Below are 19,800 nucleotides of genomic sequence, written 5' to 3'. Positions count from 1 at the left end.
GCGCCTGTCAATCCGCGCAGCATAGCAGGCATGGAGCCGGATGCTGTGACGGCGCGGCCACGCCGTCGCCTGCGCGACGAGATGCCTCAGGTAAGATGGTAGCGCAAGGGGATTACGGCTTCAGATTCGGCGGCAGCGGCGGGTCTTCGCGCATCAGCGTGATGGTGACGCGCCGGTTGGCGGCGAGCGATGGATCGTCCGGAAACAGCGGCTGGGTGTCCGCCTTGCCGGAGACGGCGAAGATGTGCGAGGCCGGCAGGCCCTCGCGCTCGAGAATCTGGCGCACGGCATTGGCGCGGTCCGCCGACAGATCGAAGGCGCCATAGTCGCTGCGCGTCGGCACGAATCCGGCTGCGGTGTGACCGGCGATGGAGACGCGAAGCGGCGTCGCCTTGAGCGGGATCGCGAGCTTCTCGATCAGGCGGCGGGTGCGGTCATAGGGCACCTTGGAGCCGTCGGCGAACATCGAGCGGCCGTCCTGGTCGACGATCTCGAGGTTAAGACCCTGCTTGGTCTCCTCGAACATGATGTGCTTGGACATCTCGGTCAGTTCCGGCATGTCCTGCAGCGCCTGCCGCAGCGAGGCCGCGGCCAGCGCGAAGTTGCGGTCGACCTTGATCTTCGCGCCCGACGTGCGGTCGCGGTCCTCCTGGTCCGGCGTCGGCGTGTTGGAGGCATCCTCGGGCTGGATGTGATCGACGTTCTTCAGCCGCGGACGGGTCGGCAGGCCGTCGGACTCGACGATGCCGGCGTAGCGCGCCTCGCTCTGCACGCCGAACGCGTCGCGCATCGAGCCGGCGACGATCTTCAGCTTGTTGGCGTCCTGGGTCGAGAACGCGACGAGCATCACGAAGAAGCTCATCATCAGGCCCATCAGATCGGCGAAGGTCACGAACCAGCCGTGACCGCCGCCGTGAGCATCGCCGCGTTTCTTCTTGGCCATCTCTGTTGATCCCGGGGAGCGGCCTTACGCCGGCACCGGCTCGCCCTCGGCGTGGCGATGCTTCTCCGGCAGATAGGCCAGCAGCATTTCGCGCACCAAGGTCGGGCTCTTGGAGTCGCGGATCATCAGGATGCCGTCGATGATGAGGGTGCGGTTGGTCTCTTCGTCGAGCAGCTTGCCGTGCAGCTTGTCGGCGATCGGCAGACAGAACAGGTTCGCGACGAGCGCACCGTACAGGGTGGCCAGCAGCGCGGTCGCCATGAACGGGCCGAGCTTGGAAGGATCGGTCATGTTGGCGAACATCTGCACCATGCCGATCAGCGTGCCGATCATGCCGAAGGCCGGGGCGCAGTCGCCGATGGCGCGGTAGATCTTGCTGCCCTCGTCGAGGTGCATCAGGAAGTTGTCGCGGTCGCGCTCGAGATTGTCGCGGATGAAGTCGAGGTCGTAGCCGTCGGCGACGTAGCGGATGCCCTTGGCGAGAAAGGGCTCGTCGGTCTCGACCTTTTCGAGACCCACCGGGCCCTGCTTGCGGGCGATCTCGGCGATGCGGGCGAGCTCGTCGACGAGGTCGTGGGCCGACAGCCGGCTCATGGTGAAAGCGAACTTGGCGCCGAGCGGAAGGCCGTGCAGCAGCGCCGAGAGCGGAAAGCGGATCATGGTCGCGGAGATCGAGCCGCCAAAGATGATAATCATCGCATGTTCGGAGATGAACATGTGCAGGTCGCCGCCCATGAAGATCATCGCCGTGATGACGATGATGCCCGCCGTGAGCCCAACGCCCGTCATGATATCCATGGAAGACTCCAACGCGTCCGCAACAACGGCCATCCTGGCCGCTGGCGCGGTCCAACCCCGAACCGCATCGGAAACCCTAGAGCGCCGCCCTTAAAGCCGCGTAAAGGTTAAGCCGGGGCAGTGTGCGGCCCGCTGCTGCGCGCAGCGATTGCCGTCCAGCAACGGGAATCTCAACACTTCGCTAACCATAAGCAGGCGCGCTGGAACGACGCTGCGGCCCTACGCCACGTCGAGACGATCGATCATTTGGTATTTGCTAACCGTCCGGCATGCTCGATCGCGGGAGACATCGCGATGTTGACGCTGTTCAGCCTTCTCACTGCGTTACCGGCGGTGCTGGCGCTCCATCTGCTCGAGCCGGAACTCGTGCTGCCGGCGTTCAGCGTGCTGCTGTTTGTCGAGGCTGCCTTCGCCGTGATCGCAGCGCGCTTGATTCACAGCCCCGACAGCGCAGACGACATCACCCTGTGGGATCTCGCCGGCGGCTTCACCCTAATCGGATGCGCCGCCGCCGTGCTCGGCGAGCCGGATCAGGCCGCCCTGTTTCTGACGGAACAAGGCGATCCACGGCCGGCGTCGCGGCCGTAGATCGCCCAATTACCCGTCAGTGGATCTCCGCCGAACGCTTCAGCGCGGCCTTCAGCTTCTCCAGCGAGAAGTCGGGGCTGCGGGCAATCTCCAGGATCGGCGTCTCGCGGCGGCCGCAGAGCTCGGCGGCCTCGGGCAGCTTTGCGGCGACGTCGAGCGGGATCACGATCGCGCCGTGCTGGTCGGCGTGGATCAGATCATCGGACTTCACGGTCATGCCGGCGACGCGCACCTCGCCGCCAAAGCTCTCAGCGTGCACCCAGGCATGCGACGGGCCGATCGAGCCGGCCAGCGCCTGGAAGCCCGGCGCCCATTGCGGAATGTCGCGGATCGAGCCGTCGGTAATGACACCGAGACAGCCGAGCGCCTTGTGGACGTTGCTCTGCACCTCGCCCCAGAACGCGCCGTAGCCGACATCAGGACCGTCGATGTCCTGGATCACCGAGATGCGCGGACCGTGACCGGTGCCGACATATTCGTAGTACTCGATGCGGCGCTTCGACTGCTCTTCAGGTGCAAGCGAGGATTTCAGCACCGATCGGATTGCGACCGTGCGGGCATAGCCGACGATCGGCGGCAGGTCGGGAAACGGGCAGACCAGTTGCTTGGTGGTGTAGCCGATCAGCCGGCGCTCGGGCGCCACGATCTCCATGGCGTTGCAGATCGTCGGCGTGTCGTAGCGGCCCAGCGCTTCGAGGACGGAAGCGGGCAGCGGCCCGGTCGCTTTATCAGTCACGGCGTTCTCTCCCAGATTGGCGGCTGATTGACGCGATGCCGCCGGCACAGGGCGATATAGCCGAGATCAGGCCTCAACCCAACTCAGGGGGCCTCATGGCAGATATCCGCGTGTGGCCGCTCAGTGCAGCCGTCCGGGTCGGTCCTCGTCGTGCGGCGGCTCCGACAAATTCGCCAGCGTGGGTGCCGACGGCGGCGACGGGACCTCGCCTCCCGACGGCGTGGTGGCTTCCATCGCGCGCGCCTGGTCGCGATAGGATTTGTAGCCGAGCGGCAGAGCGAGAAGATACAGCACCGTGCCGATCGACAGCACGTGCCAGGGATAGGCGATCAGCAGTGCAATGAAGACGATCACCGCGACGAAGGCCGGCAGCACCAGCTCGGGCGGCACGCGCATGCGCTTGGTCTTGCCGGAGAACACCGGCAGGCGCGACACCATCAGGAAGGCGATCAGCAGCGTATAGGCCGCCGTCACCGCCGCGGGCAGCCGGCCGAGATCGAGGAAGGCGACATAGATCGGCAGCAGCACCGTGATCGCGCCGGCGGGTGCCGGCACACCGGTGAAGAAATTGGCGGCGAAGGCCGGCTTGTTCGGATCGTCCATGGTGGCGTTGAAGCGCGCCAGACGCAGGCCGCCGGAGATCGCGAACACCATGGCGGCGATCCAGCCGGCATTGCCGAGCTCGTGCAGCTGCCAGAAATACAGCATCAGGCCGGGCGCCACGCCGAAATTGACGAAGTCGGCGAGGCTGTCGAGCTCGGCGCCGAACTTGGACTGGCCCTTGATCATGCGCGCGATGCGACCGTCGATACCGTCCAGCGCGGCCGCGAACACGATGGCGTAGACGGCCAGCGACATCCGCCCCTCGATCGACAGGCGGATCGAGGTCAGGCCGGCGCAGATCGCCAGCAGGGTGATGACGTTGGGCACCAGCATCCGCACCGGAATGGGGCGGAACCGCCGGCGGCGGACATCGGGATCTCTCACGTCATAGGGCGTCATGGCTCGTCCTTATCCTGAGGCGAGATATAGCAAGCCCCGTCCCCCTCCGCCATTGCGGCGGAAGGCCCGCAAGGACCGACTTTGGTTAATTGGCGCGGAAGGCGCGGCTCGGGTCCTCGCCGGCAAGGTCGGCCAGAATGGTCTCGCCGGCGATCGCGGTCTGCCCTTCCGAGACCAGCGCCTTGGTGCCGACAGGCAGGTAGACGTCGAGCCGCGAGCCGAAGCGGATCAGGCCGAAGCGCTCGCCGGCGCCGATTGCCTGCCCTTCCCTGACGAAACAGACGATGCGCTTGGCGACGAGGCCTGCGATCTGCACCACGCCGATTCGCGCCGTCGGCGTCGAGATCACCAGCGAGTTGCGCTCATTGTCCTCGCTCGCCTTGTCGAGCTCGGCATTGATGAACAGGCCGGGCCGGTAGGCGATGCGGTCCACCCTGCCCGCGATCGGGCTGCGGTTCACGTGGCAGTTGAACACGCTCATGAACACCGAGATGCGCGGCAACGGCCGGTCGCCGAGGCCGAGTTCGGCCGGCGGCAGCGCCATGGTGATCATCGAGACGCGGCCGTCGGCCGGCGACACCACGAGACCCTCGCGCACCGGCGTCACCCGCACGGGGTCGCGGAAGAACAGCGCGCACCAGACGGTCAGGATCGTGCCGATCCATCCCAAAGGCGACCACAGCCAGAACAGGATCAGGCTCGCCAGCGCAAAGGCTCCGATGAAGGGATAGCCCTCCTTGTGGATCGGCGGGATCTGACGCTGGATCGAATCGAGAATGGACATCGTTATCTGCCGCCTGGGGTTGATGGCGCGGGTCGTCGCGCGGGCTTGTTTAGGCCAGAGTTGGGATCGGAGACAAGATCACTCCGCAGCCGCGGGCGTCGTCAGGACGTCGGCGACCGGCGGCGGCTCCCGGTTGGGGGCCTCGCTGGAATCGGCCATCTTGGCCAGCTTCTCGCGCGCTGCCTCGGCCTCGCGCTGCCTGTTCCACATGCTGGCGTAAAGGCCCCCCAGCGCGAGCAGCCTGGCGTGGGTGCCGCGCTCGGCAATGCGGCCCTGGTCCAGCACGATGATCTCGTCGGCACCGACGATGGTCGAGAGCCGGTGTGCGATCACCAGCGAGGTGCGGTTCTTGGCGACGCGGTCGAGCGCGCCCTGGATCTCGTGCTCGGTGTGGGTGTCGAGCGCCGAGGTCGCTTCATCAAGCACCAGGATCGGCGGCGCCTTCAGCACCGTACGCGCGATCGCGACGCGCTGCTTCTCGCCGCCCGACAGTTTCAGGCCGCGCTCGCCGACCTGGGTCTCGTAGCCCTTCGGCGCCAGGCGGATGAAATGGTCGATCTGCGCGAGGCGCGCGGCCTCCTCGACCTCGGCATCGCTGGCGTCCCAACGGCCATAGCGGATGTTGTAGCGGATGGTGTCGTTGAACAGCACGGTATCCTGCGGGACCATGCCGATGGAAGCGCGCAAGCTGGCCTGCGTGACCTCGCGGATGTCCTGGCCGTCGATCAGGATCTTGCCACCGGAAACGTCATAGAGGCGGAACAGGAGGCGCGAGATCGTCGACTTGCCTGCACCGGAGGGACCGACGATCGCGACGGTCTTGCCGGCTGGCACCTCGAAGCTGATGCCTTTCAGGATCGGCCGCGTCGGCTCATAGGCAAAGCGCACGTCCTCGAACCGCACCGTGCCGGCGGAAACGGCCAGCGGCTGCGCGTCGGGCGCGTCCTTGATCTCGGCCTCACGGCCGATCACGTTGAACATCTTCTCGATGTCGATGATCGCCTGCTTGATCTCGCGATAGACCATGCCCATGAAATTCAGCGGCTGGTAGAGCTGGATCATCATGGCATTGACCAGCACGAAATCGCCGACCGTGTTGGTGCCGTTGCGCACGCCGATCGCGCACATCAGCATGGTCGCCGTCAGTCCCATCGTGAAGATCACGGCCTGGCCGGTGTTGAGCACGGCGAGCGAGGTATAGGTGCGGATGCTCGCCTCCTCGTAACGCTCCACCGACCTGTCGTAGCGCTGCGCCTCGCGCGCCTCGGCGCTGAAATACTTGACGGTCTCGTAATTGAGCAGCGAGTCGATCGCCTTGGTGTTCGCCTCGGTGTCGGAATCGTTCATCTTGCGGCGGATGCCGATCCGCCACTCGGTCGCGATGTAGGTGTAGTACATGTAGACCGTGACGGTGATCAGCGTCGCGACCACGTAGCGCCAGTCGAACTGCCAGAGCAGCACCGCCATCAAGAGCGAGACCTCGACGATGGTCGGGATCAGTTGCAGGATCACCATGCGCACGATGACCTCGATGCCCTCGCGGCCGCGCTCGAGCACGCGCGTCAGGCCGCCGGTCTTGCGCTCGAGGTGGAAGCGCAGCGACAGCTCGTGCATGTGAACGAAGGTGATGGTGGCGAGCTTGCGCACCGCGTGCATGGCGACGCGGGCGAAGATGCCGTCGCGCCATTGCGTCAGCACTGCCATCACGATGCGCATCGCGCCGTAGCTCGCGGTCAGCAGCAGTGGCGAAGCGATCACCCAGAGGTGCCAATTGTCGGCCGCGACAGGGGCGGTGTTGGCGCCGGTCAGCGCATCGGTGGCCCATTTGAAGCTGAACGGTACGGCCAGCGTGATCAGCTTGGCGGCGAGCAGCAGCACCAGCGACCAGACCACCCGCATCTTCAGGTCGAAACGGTCACCCGGCCAGATATAGGGCCACAGATGCGCCAGCGTGCCCATCAGCGTGGCCCGTTCCAGTGGTCCCCCGGCGGGAGGATCAGGAACGTCGGCGCCGTCGAACGATTGGGGTTGGTCCATCAACAAACCTGAAAGCCCACCGGATGCGGGCGTCGCTGCGATTAACGAATTTCGCTTGTCATATAGAGCCTTCCCGATGCCCGCGCACCCCGCCAGATGGCGAATCTTCGATTGTTTCTCGCCATTTACCGGTAGATTTCCGGGCAGTCCGAATCACCGATTGGGCTTGACGCCTCTTCGCTGCAATGCATCATGGCACCAATGAGCACTATCAAAACCGTCTGTGTCTATTGCGGCTCCGGCCCCGGAACCAATCCCCGCTTCACCGAAGGCGCCAAGGCGTTCGGCAAGGCCCTCGCCGAGAACAACATCCGCCTGGTCTATGGCGGCGGCTCGCTCGGACTGATGGGCTCGGTCGCAACCTCCGTGCTGGATCACGGCGGCACCGTCACCGGCATCATCCCCGAATTCCTGCGGATGCGCGAGAACGCGCTGACCCGCGTGCAGGAGATGATCGTCACCCCCGACATGCACGAGCGCAAGCGGCTGATGTTCGAGCGCTCCGACGCCTTCGTGGCCCTGCCGGGCGGCGTCGGCACGCTGGAAGAGCTGGTGGAGCAGCTGACCTGGAAGCAGCTCGGCCGTCACGCCAAGCCGGTGCTGCTCGCCAATATCGACAATTTCTGGGAGCCGCTGTTCTCGCTCCTGTCGCACATGCGCCAGACCGAGTTCATCCGCGCCGGCCTGACGGTCGACATCCTCAAGGCCGATCGCGTCGAGGAGATCCTGCCAAAGCTGAAAGCAGCCGCGGCACAGATCGCCGAAGAGGAAAAGCAGCTCGCCCCGGAAGTCGCGCGCAAGCTGTAAGAACTTTTTTGCTGGCGCATGATCTTTTCGGAAAACCGCTTCACACTTTTCCGGATCATGCGCTACTCGCTCGGAAACGTCACCGCCTCGATCCGGTTACCATCGGGATCGAAGACGAAGGCCGCGTAGTAGCGCACGCGATCGTGCGGACGGATGCCCGGCGCGCCGTCGGACTCGCCGCCGGCGGACAGAGCGGCGGCGTGAAACGCATCGATCTCGACCGTGGTCTTCGCCCGCAGGCAGATGTGCACGCCGCTCGAAGGCCCGACACGCGGCATGCCCTCGCGCAAATTGATCCAGAACTCCGGATAGGCCTTGCCGAAGCCGACTGTGCGCGGCCGCGTGACGAGGCGAGTGAGGCCGAGTGTGGCGAGCGTCGCCTCGTAGAACTTTGCGGCGCGATCGAGATCGCCGACGCCGACGGAGATGTGGTCGATCATGCCTTGCCCTCTCCTCACCCCAACTGTCATCGCCCGGCTCGACCGGGCGATCCAGTATTCCGAGACGCCAGAGAGCGACCGAGAAGCCGCGGCGTACTGGATACCCCGCTTTCGCGGGGTATGACAGCCGTCGTGGGGCTTACGCCGGCGCGCCCGACTTCACGAGCTTGTAGATCACCGAATCCATCAGCGCCTGGAACGAGGCATCGATGATGTTCGGGGACACGCCGACCGTGGTCCAGCGATCGCCGTTCTCGTCCTCGCTCTCGATCAGGACGCGCGTGACCGCGCCGGTGCCGCCGTTGAGGATACGCACGCGGTAGTCGATCAGCGTCAGCCCCTCGATGTATTTCTGGTACTTGCCGAGATCCTTGCGCAGCGCGACGTCGAGCGCGTTGACAGGGCCGTTGCCCTCGGCTGCCGAGATCAGGTGCTCGCCGGCGACGTCGACCTTGACCACGGCCAATGCCACGGTGACGCGCTCGCCGAGCGCGTTGTAGCGCTGCTCGACATTGACGTCGAACTGCTCGACCTCGAAATAATGCGGCACCTTGCCGAGCGTGCGGCGCGCCAGCAGGTCGAACGAGGCGTTGGCGGATTCATAGGCGTAGCCCTGTGCCTCGCGCTCCTTCAGCTCTTCAACGAGACGGGTCAGCTTCGGATCGCTCTTCTCGTAGGCAATGCCGGCCCGGTCGAGCTCGGCGATGACATTGGAGCGGCCGGCCTGGTCGGAGACCAGCACCTTGCGATGATTGCCGACCAGCTCCGGCAGCACATGCTCATAGGTCTGCGGATCCTTGAGCACGGCGGAGGCATGGATGCCGGTCTTGGTGACGAAGGCGCTCTCGCCAACATAGGCCGCGTGCCGGTTTGGCACGCGGTTGAGCATGTCGTCGAGCGTGCGCGAGACTTTGACAAGCGTCGCCAGCTTCTCGGACGTGACGCCGATTTCGAAAACGTCGGCAAAACCCTTCTTCAATTTCAGCGTCGGGATCAGCGAGCAGAGATTGGCGTTGCCGCAGCGCTCGCCAAGGCCGTTGAGCGTACCCTGGATCTGCCGTGCGCCCGCGCGCACCGCGGCGAGCGAATTGGCCACCGCCTGCTCGGTGTCATTGTGGGCGTGGATGCCGACATGATCGCCGGGGATGTGTTTCGTCACCTCGGTGACGATTGCTTCGACCTCGTTCGGCAAGGTGCCGCCATTGGTGTCGCACAGCACCACCCAGCGCGCGCCGGCCTCGTAGGCCGCCTTTGCGCAGGCGAGCGCGAAGCTCGCGTCTTCCTTGTAGCCGTCGAAAAAATGCTCGCAGTCGAGCATGACTTCGCGGCCGGCCGCCTTCGCCGCGGCGACGCTGTCGCGGATCGAGGCGAGGTTTTCCTCCTTGGTCGTCTCCAACGCGACGCGCACCTGATAGGCCGACGACTTCGCCACGAAGCAGATCGCATCCGCTTTCGCTTCCAAAAGGCCCGCGACACCGGGATCGTTGGAAACCGAGCGCCCTGCTCGCCGCGTCATGCCGAAGGCGGTGAAGCGCGCATGATTGAGCTTCGGTTTGCTGCCGAAGAACTCGGTATCGAGCGGGTTGGCGCCGGGATAGCCGCCCTCGACATAGTCGATGCCGAGGTCGTCGAGCATCGCCGCGATGACCTGCTTGTCGGCCAGCGTGAAATCGACGCCGTTGGTCTGCGCCCCGTCGCGCAAAGTGGTGTCGAACAGATAAAGACGCTCCTTGCTCATGGCGCCGCTCCAAGCGTCTTCTTCATGGTGGTGTTGGCGAGCCACTCGTCATTGATGGTGACGCTGTTGCGCTGCTGGGCGGTGTAGCCGCGCTTGGCGAAGAAGCCTTCCGCGGTGTCGCTGGCGTCGACCGAAAGGCTCTTGGCGCCGCGGCCGCCCGCGAGCTTCTCGAGCGCGTCGACCAGCATGGTCGCGATGCCCTGCCCGGCCACTGCCGGGTGCACGTAGAGCATGCGGATATGATCGGCTCCGCGCAGCGAGGCGAAGCCGACCGGCGAGCCCTCGAGCGTCGCGATCAGCGTCAGGTCGGCCGCGAGCTGCTTGCCGAACTCCTCGTCCTCGGCCGCCTCCATCCAGGCCTGCTGCTGCGCCTCGCTGTAGTCATCGCCGGTCAGCTGTTCGATGCTGGCGGTAAAGATGGCGGCGAGCACCGGCACGTCATCGGGCAGGAACGGCCGCAGGCCGGGCTTTGGCAAAGTCTGTCCCATCGTCCTCACCACATCCCATAGAGTTTCAGCACGATCGCCACCGCGGCGCCGAGCAGCAGGATCTTCAGCGCGATGTAATAGAGCCAGTGCCGCGGGAACGGCGTGTCGGGCCGCTTCATCGCGCGATCTCCCAGGTCGTCCCGTCCTTGGAGTCCTTGATCGCAACGCCCATCGCGGCGAGTAGATCGCGGATGCGGTCGGACTCCCTAAAGTCCTTCCGTGCACGCGCGGCCGTCCGCTCCGCAAGCAGGCGTTCGACTTCCCCGGCATCGACCCCGCTCGCCTGCTGCTTGCGGCTTTCCCACTGCGCGGCACTCTCCGACAGGAAGCCGAGCAGCCGCAACGAGCCCGACAATGCAGCGGCTTCGCCGCGCAAGCCGTGCAGCGCCGCGATCGCCAGCGGCGTGTTGAGATCGTCGAGCAACGGCTCGACCACGGACGCGGCCGGCCCGCCCGGCGCGACGTCGGCAGCGACGCGATACCAGTCGTCGAGCGTCTTGGCGCTCTCCTCCAGCGACTTCATGGTCCAGTCGATCGGCGAGCGGTAATGCGTCTTCAGCATGTTGAGGCGCAGCACCTCACCCGGCCAGTCCTGAAGCAGCTCGTGGATCGTGATGAAGTTGCCGAGGCTCTTCGACATCTTCTCACTCTCGACCTGCAGGAAGCCGTTGTGCATCCAGTAGTTCGCCATGCGCTGCTGGTGGAACGCGCAGCAGGTCTGCGCGACCTCGTTCTCGTGATGCGGAAACACGAGATCGATGCCGCCGCCATGGATGTCGAAGTGCTCGCCGAGATGCTTCCAGGCCATGGCCGAGCACTCGATGTGCCAGCCCGGACGCCCCTCGGCCTTGATGCCGGCCGGCGACGGCCATGACGGCTCGCCCGGCTTGGACGGCTTCCACAGCACGAAATCGGTGTTGCCCTTCTTGTAAGGCGCGACATCGACGCGGGCACCGGCGATCATCTCGTCCAGCGAGCGATTGGACAGCGCGCCGTAGCGCGGCAGGCCGGCATTGGCCGCGTTCATCGCCTGCGGCGAGAACAGCACGTGGTCCTCGGCGGCATAGGCAAAACCGCCGGCAATGAGCCTTTCGATGATCTCGCGCATCTCGCCGATATGCTCGGTCGCGCGCGGCTCGACGCTCGGCCGGAGTGCGCCAAGCGCATCCACGTCGGCGTGAAACTGCCTGCCGGTCTGCTCGGTGACCTTGCGGATCGCCTCGTTCAGCGGCAGGCCGGGAAAGTCGCGCGCAGCGCGATCGTTGATCTTGTCGTCGACATCGGTGATGTTGCGGACATATTTGACATGCGCCTCACCGTAAGTGTGGCGGAGCAACCGAAACAGCACGTCGAACACGATCACCGGCCGCGCATTGCCGATATGGGCAAAGTCATAGACCGTCGGTCCGCAGACATACATGCGGACGTTCTTCGCATCGAGCGGCACGAAGGGGCGCTTTTCCTTCGTCAGCGTATCGTAAAGGCGCAATTCCATAGGGACACCCGTCGGCTGTTGGCCGGGCGTCCAGTGCTCTCAATGTGTTTGAGAAAAGACGGCTCCAGCCAGCGAATCGCTAGCTCGTAATCTCGCAAATGATGCAAATGGCGAGGAGACCGTTCATGCGGGAACATATGGGCCACGAGGGCCCCTGACGTCAAGAGAGCCGCGAAAATGCCGTGTTCTCCCCGCAATGCGCGCCGGCCCGCCGCAATGGTTCCATTCCCCTTAACCTTTTGAGTTTATTAAGAGCGGGCGGTCTCCAGCCCCCGGTATTCCCATGCGATTTCTGTTCGCGCTCGTCTCCTGTGCCTCCCTCGTCGCGGCATCCGGCGCATTCGCCGAGACCCGCGTCTTCATCATTGCCAACCAGGCGGACGGCTATGGCATCGACCAGTGCCTGGCCAGGGGCGACAAATGCGGGGCGCAGGTCGCGCGCACCTACTGCCAGTCACGGGATTTTGCCCAGGCATCAAGCTATCGCCGGGTCGATCCCGACGAAATTACCGGCTCTGTCCCCAAAACCGGCGCAAACTGCTCCCATGGCCGTTGCGACGAATATGTCGCAATCACCTGCCAGCGCTGAATTCCCTCGGAGCTGGCAGATCTTAGGACCAGTCTTAGGCCCCCTGAAACGACGTGACGATGCCGCAGGAAGCGGCTATTGGAGGGCGCGCTTCGGCCCCCAAGTCATCTTGGAAAGTCACGCTGGGCCGTGACCTCGCTAGAATGGCGGATATGCCTGAATTTTTGTCTCTCTCCCGTGCCCGCTCCCTCCTTGCCTGCACCGTGCTCCTCGGCACCGTCGTGCTCGCCAATGGCGCTTTCGCGCAGGCCGGCCCGCCGCCTCAGCCCGGCCAGAACGGGCTCGGCCCCAATCCGATGTGCGCCCGCCTGGAAGGCCAGCTCGCCGCGCTCGATCGTGGCGGCGGCGGTGGTGATCCCGCGCGCGAAGAGCAGATCCGCCGTTACCAGGATTCCCAGGCCAAGCAGCAGGCCGAGCTCGACCGCGTCACCATGCAGGCCAAGCGCATGGGCTGCGATTCCTCCGGCTTCTTCTCGCTGTTCAACGGCCAGCAGGCGCAGTGCGGGCCGGTCAACACCCAGATCCAGCAGATGCGCGCCAATCTGGACCAGATCACCGGCAATCTCGAACGCCTGCGCGGCGGCGGCTTCAGCCCGGAGCGCGACAACCAGCGCCGCTCGGTGCTGATGGCGCTGGCGCAGAACAATTGCGGCCCGCAATACGCCAATGCCGCGCAGTCACAAGGCGGCGGCAATTTCCTGAGCAATCTGTTCGGCGGCAACAACCCGAACAATCCGCAAGCCGTGCCGCCCTCCGACCTCGGCCCGCAATCCGGCACCTTCCGCACCGTGTGCGTGCGCACCTGCGACGGCGCCTATTTCCCGATCTCCTTCGCCACCGTGCCGGCGCGCTTCCCCGACGACGAGAAGACCTGCAAGGCGTTGTGCCCCGCCGCCGAAGCCGTGCTCTACACCCATCGCAATCCCGGCGAGGACATGAACTCGGCGGTCTCCATCGGCGGCCAGCCCTACACGGCGCTGCCGACCGCGTTCAAATTCCGCAGCGAGTTCAATCCGTCCTGCTCCTGCAAGGCGGCCGGACAGACCTGGGCGGATGCGCTCAAATCGGCCGACGACAAGGCCGCAGCCGAGCAGCAGGGTGACATCATCGTCACCGAGGAGAGCGCCAGGAAGATGCAGCAGCAGCGCCTCAACAAGGGCGCGCCGCAGCCTGCCAATGCCAAGAAGGGTGCGACGCCCGCGCCGACGACGGCCACCGCACCGGCCGCGACACCGCCGGCGGACACCGGCGCGCCCGCGCCGAGTTCAGAGAACAAGCCGATCCGCTCGGTCGGCCCGACCTTCCTGCCGCAGCAGCAGAAGTAGGTCCTCACCCGTCATGCCAAGCGAAGGCGGCCGCCAGGCGCGGCCGTTTCGCTGTTACTGTTCGCCCTCGCGGCTCCACGGGAAGAGATTGGCCGGGAAGTCCGCCGCGTAGCGCTTTCCCTTCGGGGGCGGCGGCAGCTCGTCCGGTGGATTCGGATTGGGCTCGACCACCCGCCGATAGAGGTGCCAGGTGGCATGACCGAGCACCGGCAGGACAACGGCGAGACCGACGAAGAGCGGCAGCGAGCCGATCACGAGCAGCGCCGCCACGATGAGGCCCCATCCGGCCATCGCAACCGGATTCGCCCCTACCGCTCGGAGCGACGTGCGGATCGCGTCGATCGCAGTCGCATGCCGGTCGAGCATCAACGGAAACGACACGACACTGACGCACAAGGCCACAACCGCAAACAGGAAGCCAACACCGCAACCGACGAGGATGAGCGACCAGCCTTCCGGCGTCGTCAGCACACGCGTTGCGAAGTCGGGAATGCTTGCAGCCGCCGCGTGACCGAAGATTGTGACATAGATTGCGTTCGCGACACCGATCCAGGCCCCGAACAGGACCAGCAGGAGCACGCCGAGCTCGACCATGGCACCGAACGACGGTGCGCGCAGCACCTTGATCGCATCCCACGCATCGACCTCCTCGCCACGCTCGCGGCGCCGGCTGAGTTCGTAGAGACCGATCGCGGCGAAGGGCCCGATCAGGGCGAAGCCGGCGGCCAGCGGAAACAGGAGCGGCAGCACCGAATAGCCGAGGACCATCCTGAACAGGACGAGACCGAGAACGGGATAAATCACGCACACGATGATCGCGTGGCTCGGCATCGCCTGGAAATCCTCCCAACCCAGGCGCAGGGCCTCGGTCAGGTCGGAAAAGCCGATCTTGCGAATGGGATAGGAGGCCGATTCGCCGAATACGTGCCGCCTGACGATGTCGTGGGAGTACAGAGTGGCCATGAACGGACCCTCCCGTGCTGAAAATCGCGGTTTTCGATCACACGCGCTTTTCAGTCACGCGTGTCCGCCTGACGAGCAGGAAACGCGAGGGGTCGGGTACGGCAACCCAGGTTCAGCGAACAGAGCCTGGCCGGACGGAACCCGTCGCGACCTGCTTGGCCAGCTTAGCGCGCGCGGGGCACGGCTGCGCTCACGGTTAGGTGAATTGTCTGATTGTGCGCTGCATCGCCACGCCGCCATCCAACATGCGCGCTTGATGCTTTGTCGACTGGCCGGGCGACGGCAACCACGCCATGTCGGAGCACCTACATTGCTCTATTGACGCCGGATTAGGCCGGTATCATTTTAGACTCAGACGCCCTTAGAGTTTGGTCGCGAGCACTGTCCTGATTTCGCGACCGGTGGAATGGGCGAGGCAAAAGGCCGGCGATGGCATGAATGCCAACCAAGAAAGGCCAGCCATCGCGACAGACATGAGCTCCGCCCTGGATTCGTATCCGTAGCCTTCGATGGCAAGGATGGATCAGGATGGCTGTCGCACTGATACTGCTTCTGGTCGCGATCGGCTCGGTGCTGTTTCACATCTACAGCCCGTGGTGGTGGACGCCGATCGCCACGAACTGGGCCTATATCGACCACACCATCAACATCACGTTCTGGATCACGGGCTTCGTTTTCGTCGCGGTCATCGCCTTCATGGCTTACTGCGTCTTCCGCTTTCACCACAAGGAGGGAAGACGGGCCGACTACAATCCCGAAAACAAGAGGCTCGAGTGGTGGCTGAGCGTCGGCACCGGCATCGGCGTCGCGGCCATGCTGGCCCCCGGCCTCGTGGTCTGGCACCAGTTCGTGACGGTGCCTGCGGATGCCACCGAGGTCGAGGTCATGGGCCAGCAATGGCAGTGGAGCTTCCGCCTTCCGGGCAAGGATGGGAAGTTGGGCACATCCGATGTCCGCAACATCGCGTCCGACAATCCGATGGGACTCAATCGTGACGATTCACACGCGCAGGACGACGTCGTGATCGAGAACGGCGACCTGCACCTTCAAGTGGGAAAGCCGGTCAAGGTTCTCCTCCGCTCGGTCGATGTCCTGCACGATTTCTACGTGCCCGAGTTCCGGGCCAAGATGGACATGGTCCCAGGCATGGTGACCTATTTCTGGATAACGCCGATCCGAACCGGGACGTTCGATGTTCTCTGCGCCGAGCTTTGTGGCGCCGCTCATTATCAGATGCGAGCCAAGGTCATCGTCGACGAAGAGCGCGAATATCACGCTTGGCTGGAGCAACAAAAGACGTTTGCGGAATTGTCGCCGGCAAAAGCCGTCGTGAAGGCGACGTACCGATCCGGCGGCAAGTAAAGCCGCCGCCGCGAAGATAAATCGGGTGCATGAGGCGAACGCTTCACCCCGATGGAAACGACCGAGGAGGTTTCTATGGTCGATATTCCATATGAAGGGATCGCAGGCGTCCCACCTGCCGAAGTACCCGATGTCGAGCTCTATCATCCGAAGAGTTGGTGGACACGGTATGTCTTCTCGCAGGACGCCAAGGTGATCGCCGTTCAGTATTCGCTGACGGCCACGGCCATCGGCCTGGTGGCCCTGGTGCTGTCGTGGCTGATGCGGCTGCAGCTGGGATTCCCCGGCACCTTCTCCTTCATCGATGCCAATCAATACCTCCAGTTCATCACCATGCACGGCATGATCATGGTGATCTATCTGCTCACCGCATTGTTCCTGGGCGGCTTCGGCAACTACCTGATCCCGCTGATGGTCGGCGCCCGGGACATGGTCTTCCCCTATGTGAACATGCTGAGCTACTGGGTCTACCTGCTCGCAGTCCTGGTGCTGGCCTCGACATTCTTCGTGCCCGGCGGCCCCACCGGCGCCGGCTGGACGCTCTATCCGCCGCAAGCAATCCTCTCCGGAACGCCCGGGCAGGATTGGGGCATCGTTCTGATGCTGGCCTCCCTGATCCTCTTCATCATCGGCTTCACCATGGGCGGACTGAACTATGTGGTGACCGTGCTCCAGGCACGCACCCGTGGCATGACCTTGATGCGTCTGCCCCTGACCGTTTGGGGCATCTTCACGGCGACCGTCATGGCGCTGCTGGCATTCCCTGCACTGTTCGTCGGCTCGGTGATGTTGCTGCTCGACCGTCTCCTGGGAACCAGTTTCTTCATGCCCGCCCTCGTCGAGATGGGCACGCTGTCGAAATATGGCGGCGGCAGCCCGCTGCTCTTCCAGCACCTGTTCTGGTTTTTCGGCCATCCCGAAGTCTACATCGTCGCCCTGCCCGCCTTCGGCATCGTCTCCGATCTGATCAGCACGCATGCGCGCAAGAACATCTTCGGTTACCGCATGATGGTCTGGGCGATCGTGGCCATCGGCGCGCTCAGCTTCGTCGTATGGGCGCACCACATGTATGTAAGCGGCATGTTCCCGCAATTCGGGTACTTCTTCGCCACCACGACGCTCATCATCGCAATCCCCACCGCGATCAAGGTCTACAACTGGGTGCTGACCCTGTGGCGCGGCGACATTCATCTCACGGTGCCGATGCTGTTCGCCCTTGGCTTCATCATCACCTTCGTAAACGGCGGGCTCACCGGCCTCTTCCTCGGCAACGTCGTGGTGGACGTGCCTCTCTCGGACACCATGTTCGTGGTCGCGCATTTCCACATGGTGATGGGCGTTGCGCCGATCATGGTCGTGCTCGGCGCGATCTATCATTGGTACCCCAAGGTCACTGGGCGGATGCTGAACGACACGCTGGGCAAGTTTCACTTCTGGGTCACCTTCCTCGGCGCCTACCTGATCTTCTTCCCGATGCACTATCTTGGATTGCTCGGGGTTCCGCGCCGGTATTTCGAGCTCGGGGACACGTCATTCATCCCGTCCTCGGCCCATTCACTGAACGCCTTCATCTCCGTAATCGCCTTGACCGTCGGCTTCGGCCAGATGGTGTTCCTCTTCAATCTGGTCTGGAGCCTGTTCAAGGGTGAAGCCTCAGGCGGCAATCCGTGGCGGGCCACGACGCTGGAGTGGCAGACGCCGGAGACGCCCCCGGGGCACGGCAACTGGGGCAAGGAGCTTCCGGTCGTGTACCGCTGGGCCTATGACTACAGTGTACCCGGCGCCGCGGAGGACTTCATTCCGCAGAACCAGCCGCCGCGCGCGACGCAGCTCGTTCAGGGAGCTGCTTCGTGAGCGCCATCATCCTGTTCCTGGCTGTGCTCGCGGTGATCGCCGGATGGTGGCTGTCGCAGCAGCGGCTGACGGCCAAGCCCTGGCTGGAGGAAGGCGCGGTCGGTGACTTCCCGGGCGGGGATACCATGACCTGGCCGGCGGCGAAGGTCGGCCTTGGCGTGTTTCTCGCTGTCGCGAGCGCATTGTTCGTCCTCTTCATCAGCGCCTACTCGATGCGCATGAGCGTGGTCGACTGGCGGCCGCTGCCGGTACCGCGGCTGCTGTGGGTCAACACGGGCGTGCTGGTCCTGAGCAGCGTCGCGCTGCAATGGGCGTACCTGGCCGCACGCCGAAACGACGCTGAAGGCGTCATGGTCGGTCTGTTCGCCGGCGGAGCATCTGCCGTGGTCTTCCTCGCCGGACAGCTCCTGGCCTGGCAACGGCTCGGAGCCGCCGGTTATTTCATGGCGTCCAATCCGGCGAATTCCTTCTTCTACCTGTTGACTGCGGTGCACGGGCTGCATCTGACGGGCGGCCTGGTGGCTTTGGGCCGGACCTTGGCCAAGATGTGGCGTGGCGCCGAGATCGCGGACATGCGCTTGAGCGTGGAGCTGTGCACCATCTACTGGCACTTCCTGCTCCTGGTCTGGCTTGTGCTGCTCGGTCTTCTCACGGGCTGGGCCGACGATTTCGTCGACATCTGCCGCCAGTTGCTGCGCTAGGGAGGCGAGACCAGATGGCTGAGACCGTGCTGACAAATCCGGGCCAATCGACTGCACAGCTTGAAGGCTGGCGCGGCATCGCCGCAGACTGGGCCTCGGATCAACGCGCCTTCAAGAACGTGTCCTGGGGCAAGGCCATGATGTGGATCTTCCTCCTCAGCGACACCTTCATCTTCAGTTGCTTCCTGCTCTCCTACATGACGGCGCGCATGTCGACGACAGTGCCGTGGCCGAATCCCAGCGAAGTCTTCGCCCTCAATATCGGGGGCAACCACATCCCCCTGATCCTGATCGCCATCATGACGTTCGTCCTGATCAGCAGCAGCGGAACAATGGCGATGGCGGTCAATTTCGGCTACCGCAGGGATCGCGTGAGAACCGCAATCCTGATGCTGATCACGGCGGCCTTCGGCGCAACTTTCGTCGGCATGCAGGCCTTCGAATGGACCAAGCTGATCATGGAGGGCGTCCGTCCCTGGGGCAATCCGTGGGGCGCGGCGCAGTTCGGCTCGAGCTTTTTCATGATCACGGGCTTCCACGGCACCCACGTGACGATCGGCGTGATCTTCCTGATCGCGATCGCGCGAAAGGTCTGGCGGGGAGACTTCGACGTCGAGAGGCGTGGTTTTTTCACAAGCCGCAAGGGCTATTACGAGATCGTCGAGATCACCGGGCTGTACTGGCACTTCGTCGACCTCGTGTGGGTGTTCATCTTTGCGTTCTTCTATCTATGGTGAGGTCGGCGCATGGCAAACGCGACAATACACATGGAAGGACAGCTCCACGCTCCGGCGCATGGTGCAGTCGCAACGGGAGCCGTTCACGCCAAGGGGCAACAGCACCCGATCAAGCTCTACCTCGTGGTCTGGGGCTGGTTGTTCGTCCTCAGCACGTGCTCCTACCTCGTCGACTATTTTGGCCTGCATGGCTATCTGAGGTGGTCGCTGATCCTGCTGTTCATGATGTTGAAGGCCGGCCTGATCGTCGCCGTCTTCATGCACATGGCCTGGGAGCGGCTGGCCCTGGCCTATGCCATCCTGGTGCCCCCGATCGCGGTCTTGGTATTTGTGTCGATCATGGTGCTCGAATCCGAATACACGCACTTCCTGCGGGTGCTGTTTTTCGCAACCCCGTCATAGCGGCAATCTGA

The 19,800-nt window shown here is 64.2% G+C and carries 20 protein-coding genes; 9 read left to right on the top strand and 11 right to left on the bottom strand.

The features are described from left to right. Window positions 1-112: 112 nt before the first annotated feature. Window positions 113-943 carry an OmpA/MotB family protein gene (locus JQ603_RS09975; protein WP_212338861.1) on the bottom strand — a complete coding sequence of 277 codons (831 nt, stop codon included), beginning with the start codon at window positions 941-943 and terminating at the stop codon, window positions 113-115. Window positions 944-967: 24 nt separating this feature from the next. Further along, window positions 968-1,741 carry a motility protein A gene (locus JQ603_RS09970; protein ID WP_018645542.1) on the bottom strand — a complete coding sequence of 258 codons (774 nt, stop codon included), beginning with the start codon at window positions 1,739-1,741 and terminating at the stop codon, window positions 968-970. 120 nt (window positions 1,742-1,861) lie between these two features. Here JQ603_RS09970 and JQ603_RS38015 point away from each other — a divergent pair, with 120 nt between their 5' ends. Next, window positions 1,862-2,329, top strand: a complete 468-nt coding sequence (locus JQ603_RS38015; protein WP_245003534.1) for a hypothetical protein — start codon at window positions 1,862-1,864, stop codon at window positions 2,327-2,329. A gap of 16 nt (window positions 2,330-2,345) precedes the next feature. Here the strand turns inward: JQ603_RS38015 and JQ603_RS09960 are convergent, their stop codons facing one another. The 4 genes from JQ603_RS09960 to JQ603_RS09945 all read right to left on the bottom strand — a co-directional run bounded on the left by JQ603_RS09960 (window position 2,346) and on the right by JQ603_RS09945 (window position 6,888). Beyond that, window positions 2,346-3,065, bottom strand: a complete 720-nt coding sequence (locus JQ603_RS09960) for an RraA family protein (RefSeq protein ID WP_018645539.1) — start codon at window positions 3,063-3,065, stop codon at window positions 2,346-2,348. A 120-nt stretch (window positions 3,066-3,185) separates the two neighbouring features. Beyond that, the gene (locus tag JQ603_RS09955) at window positions 3,186-4,067 is read right to left on the bottom strand and encodes a CDP-alcohol phosphatidyltransferase family protein (protein ID WP_212338859.1); all 882 of its coding nucleotides are present in this window, start codon (window positions 4,065-4,067) and stop codon (window positions 3,186-3,188) included. A gap of 85 nt (window positions 4,068-4,152) precedes the next feature. Next, on the bottom strand, window positions 4,153-4,875 hold the full coding sequence (locus JQ603_RS09950) for a phosphatidylserine decarboxylase (protein ID WP_271580716.1): 723 nt from the start codon (window positions 4,873-4,875) through the stop codon (window positions 4,153-4,155). A gap of 54 nt (window positions 4,876-4,929) precedes the next feature. Then, window positions 4,930-6,888, bottom strand: coding sequence for an ABCB family ABC transporter ATP-binding protein/permease (locus JQ603_RS09945; protein ID WP_212338853.1), 1,959 nt, complete (start codon window positions 6,886-6,888; stop codon window positions 4,930-4,932). Between the two features lie 201 nt (window positions 6,889-7,089). On the opposite strand from JQ603_RS09945, the gene JQ603_RS09940 reads away from it, so the two are divergent. Then, the gene (locus tag JQ603_RS09940; RefSeq protein WP_212338851.1) at window positions 7,090-7,695 is read left to right on the top strand and encodes a TIGR00730 family Rossman fold protein; all 606 of its coding nucleotides are present in this window, start codon (window positions 7,090-7,092) and stop codon (window positions 7,693-7,695) included. 62 nt (window positions 7,696-7,757) lie between these two features. Here JQ603_RS09940 and JQ603_RS09935 read toward each other — a convergent pair whose 3' ends face one another. The 4 genes from JQ603_RS09935 to cysS form a co-directional block, all read right to left on the bottom strand. Continuing rightward, the gene (locus tag JQ603_RS09935; protein ID WP_212338850.1) at window positions 7,758-8,135 is read right to left on the bottom strand and encodes a VOC family protein; all 378 of its coding nucleotides are present in this window, start codon (window positions 8,133-8,135) and stop codon (window positions 7,758-7,760) included. Window positions 8,136-8,274: 139 nt separating this feature from the next. After that, window positions 8,275-9,873, bottom strand: a complete 1,599-nt coding sequence (gene cimA / locus JQ603_RS09930) for a citramalate synthase (protein ID WP_212338849.1) — start codon at window positions 9,871-9,873, stop codon at window positions 8,275-8,277. Then, on the bottom strand, window positions 9,870-10,361 hold the full coding sequence (locus JQ603_RS09925; RefSeq protein ID WP_212338848.1) for a GNAT family N-acetyltransferase: 492 nt from the start codon (window positions 10,359-10,361) through the stop codon (window positions 9,870-9,872). Before JQ603_RS09925 ends, cimA begins: the two co-directional genes overlap by 4 nt. A 115-nt stretch (window positions 10,362-10,476) precedes the next feature. Continuing rightward, entirely contained in the window at window positions 10,477-11,856 is a 1,380-nt protein-coding gene (gene cysS / locus JQ603_RS09920) for a cysteine--tRNA ligase (protein ID WP_212338847.1), read from the bottom strand. 283 nt (window positions 11,857-12,139) lie between these two features. On the opposite strand from cysS, the gene JQ603_RS09915 reads away from it, so the two are divergent. Next, on the top strand, window positions 12,140-12,445 hold the full coding sequence (locus JQ603_RS09915) for a hypothetical protein (protein WP_212338846.1): 306 nt from the start codon (window positions 12,140-12,142) through the stop codon (window positions 12,443-12,445). Window positions 12,446-12,588: 143 nt separating this feature from the next. Further along, window positions 12,589-13,770, top strand: coding sequence for a DUF2865 domain-containing protein (locus JQ603_RS09910; protein WP_212338844.1), 1,182 nt, complete (start codon window positions 12,589-12,591; stop codon window positions 13,768-13,770). Window positions 13,771-13,824: 54 nt separating this feature from the next. Here the strand turns inward: JQ603_RS09910 and JQ603_RS09905 are convergent, their stop codons facing one another. Continuing rightward, window positions 13,825-14,733, bottom strand: a complete 909-nt coding sequence (locus JQ603_RS09905; protein ID WP_212338842.1) for a DUF2189 domain-containing protein — start codon at window positions 14,731-14,733, stop codon at window positions 13,825-13,827. A gap of 528 nt (window positions 14,734-15,261) precedes the next feature. On the opposite strand from JQ603_RS09905, the gene JQ603_RS09900 reads away from it, so the two are divergent. The 5 genes from JQ603_RS09900 to JQ603_RS09880 all read left to right on the top strand — a co-directional run bounded on the left by JQ603_RS09900 (window position 15,262) and on the right by JQ603_RS09880 (window position 19,789). After that, window positions 15,262-16,095 (top strand): cytochrome c oxidase subunit II, encoded by an 834-nt coding sequence (locus JQ603_RS09900; RefSeq protein ID WP_212338840.1) that lies wholly within the window; start codon window positions 15,262-15,264, stop codon window positions 16,093-16,095. A gap of 75 nt (window positions 16,096-16,170) precedes the next feature. Next, complete coding sequence (locus JQ603_RS09895; protein WP_212338837.1) at window positions 16,171-17,949, top strand: cbb3-type cytochrome c oxidase subunit I; 1,779 nt, start codon at window positions 16,171-16,173, stop codon at window positions 17,947-17,949. Next, window positions 17,946-18,650 carry a cytochrome c oxidase subunit 3 gene (locus tag JQ603_RS09890; protein ID WP_212338834.1) on the top strand — a complete coding sequence of 235 codons (705 nt, stop codon included), beginning with the start codon at window positions 17,946-17,948 and terminating at the stop codon, window positions 18,648-18,650. Before JQ603_RS09895 ends, JQ603_RS09890 begins: the two co-directional genes overlap by 4 nt. Window positions 18,651-18,664: 14 nt before the next feature. Beyond that, window positions 18,665-19,387, top strand: a complete 723-nt coding sequence (locus JQ603_RS09885; RefSeq protein ID WP_212338832.1) for a heme-copper oxidase subunit III family protein — start codon at window positions 18,665-18,667, stop codon at window positions 19,385-19,387. A 9-nt stretch (window positions 19,388-19,396) separates the two neighbouring features. Continuing rightward, window positions 19,397-19,789, top strand: a complete 393-nt coding sequence (locus JQ603_RS09880) for a cytochrome C oxidase subunit IV family protein (RefSeq protein WP_212338831.1) — start codon at window positions 19,397-19,399, stop codon at window positions 19,787-19,789. The last annotated feature ends 11 nt before the right edge of the window (window positions 19,790-19,800 follow it).

Source organism: Bradyrhizobium liaoningense, from assembly GCF_018130825.1.
In the GTDB taxonomy this organism is placed as follows: domain Bacteria; phylum Pseudomonadota; class Alphaproteobacteria; order Rhizobiales; family Xanthobacteraceae; genus Bradyrhizobium; species Bradyrhizobium liaoningense_B.
Note: the sequence above shows the minus strand (reverse complement) of the source record. Positions and strands in the feature narration are given on the sequence as shown.

Bases quoted from the DNA above. Each gene is read 5' to 3' on its own strand.
- JQ603_RS09975 (WP_212338861.1), bottom strand. From the start codon at position 943: ATGGCCAAGAAGAAACGCGGCGATGCTCACGGCGGCGGTCACGGCTGG.
- JQ603_RS09970 (WP_018645542.1), bottom strand. From the start codon at position 1,741: ATGGATATCATGACGGGCGTTGGGCTCACGGCGGGCATCATCGTCATC.
- JQ603_RS09955 (WP_212338859.1), bottom strand. From the start codon at position 4,067: ATGACGCCCTATGACGTGAGAGATCCCGATGTCCGCCGCCGGCGGTTC.
- JQ603_RS09945 (WP_212338853.1), bottom strand. From the start codon at position 6,888: ATGGACCAACCCCAATCGTTCGACGGCGCCGACGTTCCTGATCCTCCC.
- JQ603_RS09940 (WP_212338851.1), top strand. From the start codon at position 7,090: ATGAGCACTATCAAAACCGTCTGTGTCTATTGCGGCTCCGGCCCCGGA.
- JQ603_RS09935 (WP_212338850.1), bottom strand. From the start codon at position 8,135: ATGATCGACCACATCTCCGTCGGCGTCGGCGATCTCGATCGCGCCGCA.
- cimA (WP_212338849.1), bottom strand. From the start codon at position 9,873: ATGAGCAAGGAGCGTCTTTATCTGTTCGACACCACTTTGCGCGACGGG.
- JQ603_RS09925 (WP_212338848.1), bottom strand. From the start codon at position 10,361: ATGGGACAGACTTTGCCAAAGCCCGGCCTGCGGCCGTTCCTGCCCGAT.
- cysS (WP_212338847.1), bottom strand. From the start codon at position 11,856: ATGGAATTGCGCCTTTACGATACGCTGACGAAGGAAAAGCGCCCCTTC.
- JQ603_RS09915 (WP_212338846.1), top strand. From the start codon at position 12,140: ATGCGATTTCTGTTCGCGCTCGTCTCCTGTGCCTCCCTCGTCGCGGCA.
- JQ603_RS09910 (WP_212338844.1), top strand. From the start codon at position 12,589: ATGGCGGATATGCCTGAATTTTTGTCTCTCTCCCGTGCCCGCTCCCTC.
- JQ603_RS09905 (WP_212338842.1), bottom strand. From the start codon at position 14,733: ATGGCCACTCTGTACTCCCACGACATCGTCAGGCGGCACGTATTCGGC.
- JQ603_RS09900 (WP_212338840.1), top strand. From the start codon at position 15,262: ATGGCTGTCGCACTGATACTGCTTCTGGTCGCGATCGGCTCGGTGCTG.
- JQ603_RS09895 (WP_212338837.1), top strand. From the start codon at position 16,171: ATGGTCGATATTCCATATGAAGGGATCGCAGGCGTCCCACCTGCCGAA.
- JQ603_RS09885 (WP_212338832.1), top strand. From the start codon at position 18,665: ATGGCTGAGACCGTGCTGACAAATCCGGGCCAATCGACTGCACAGCTT.
- JQ603_RS09880 (WP_212338831.1), top strand. From the start codon at position 19,397: ATGGCAAACGCGACAATACACATGGAAGGACAGCTCCACGCTCCGGCG.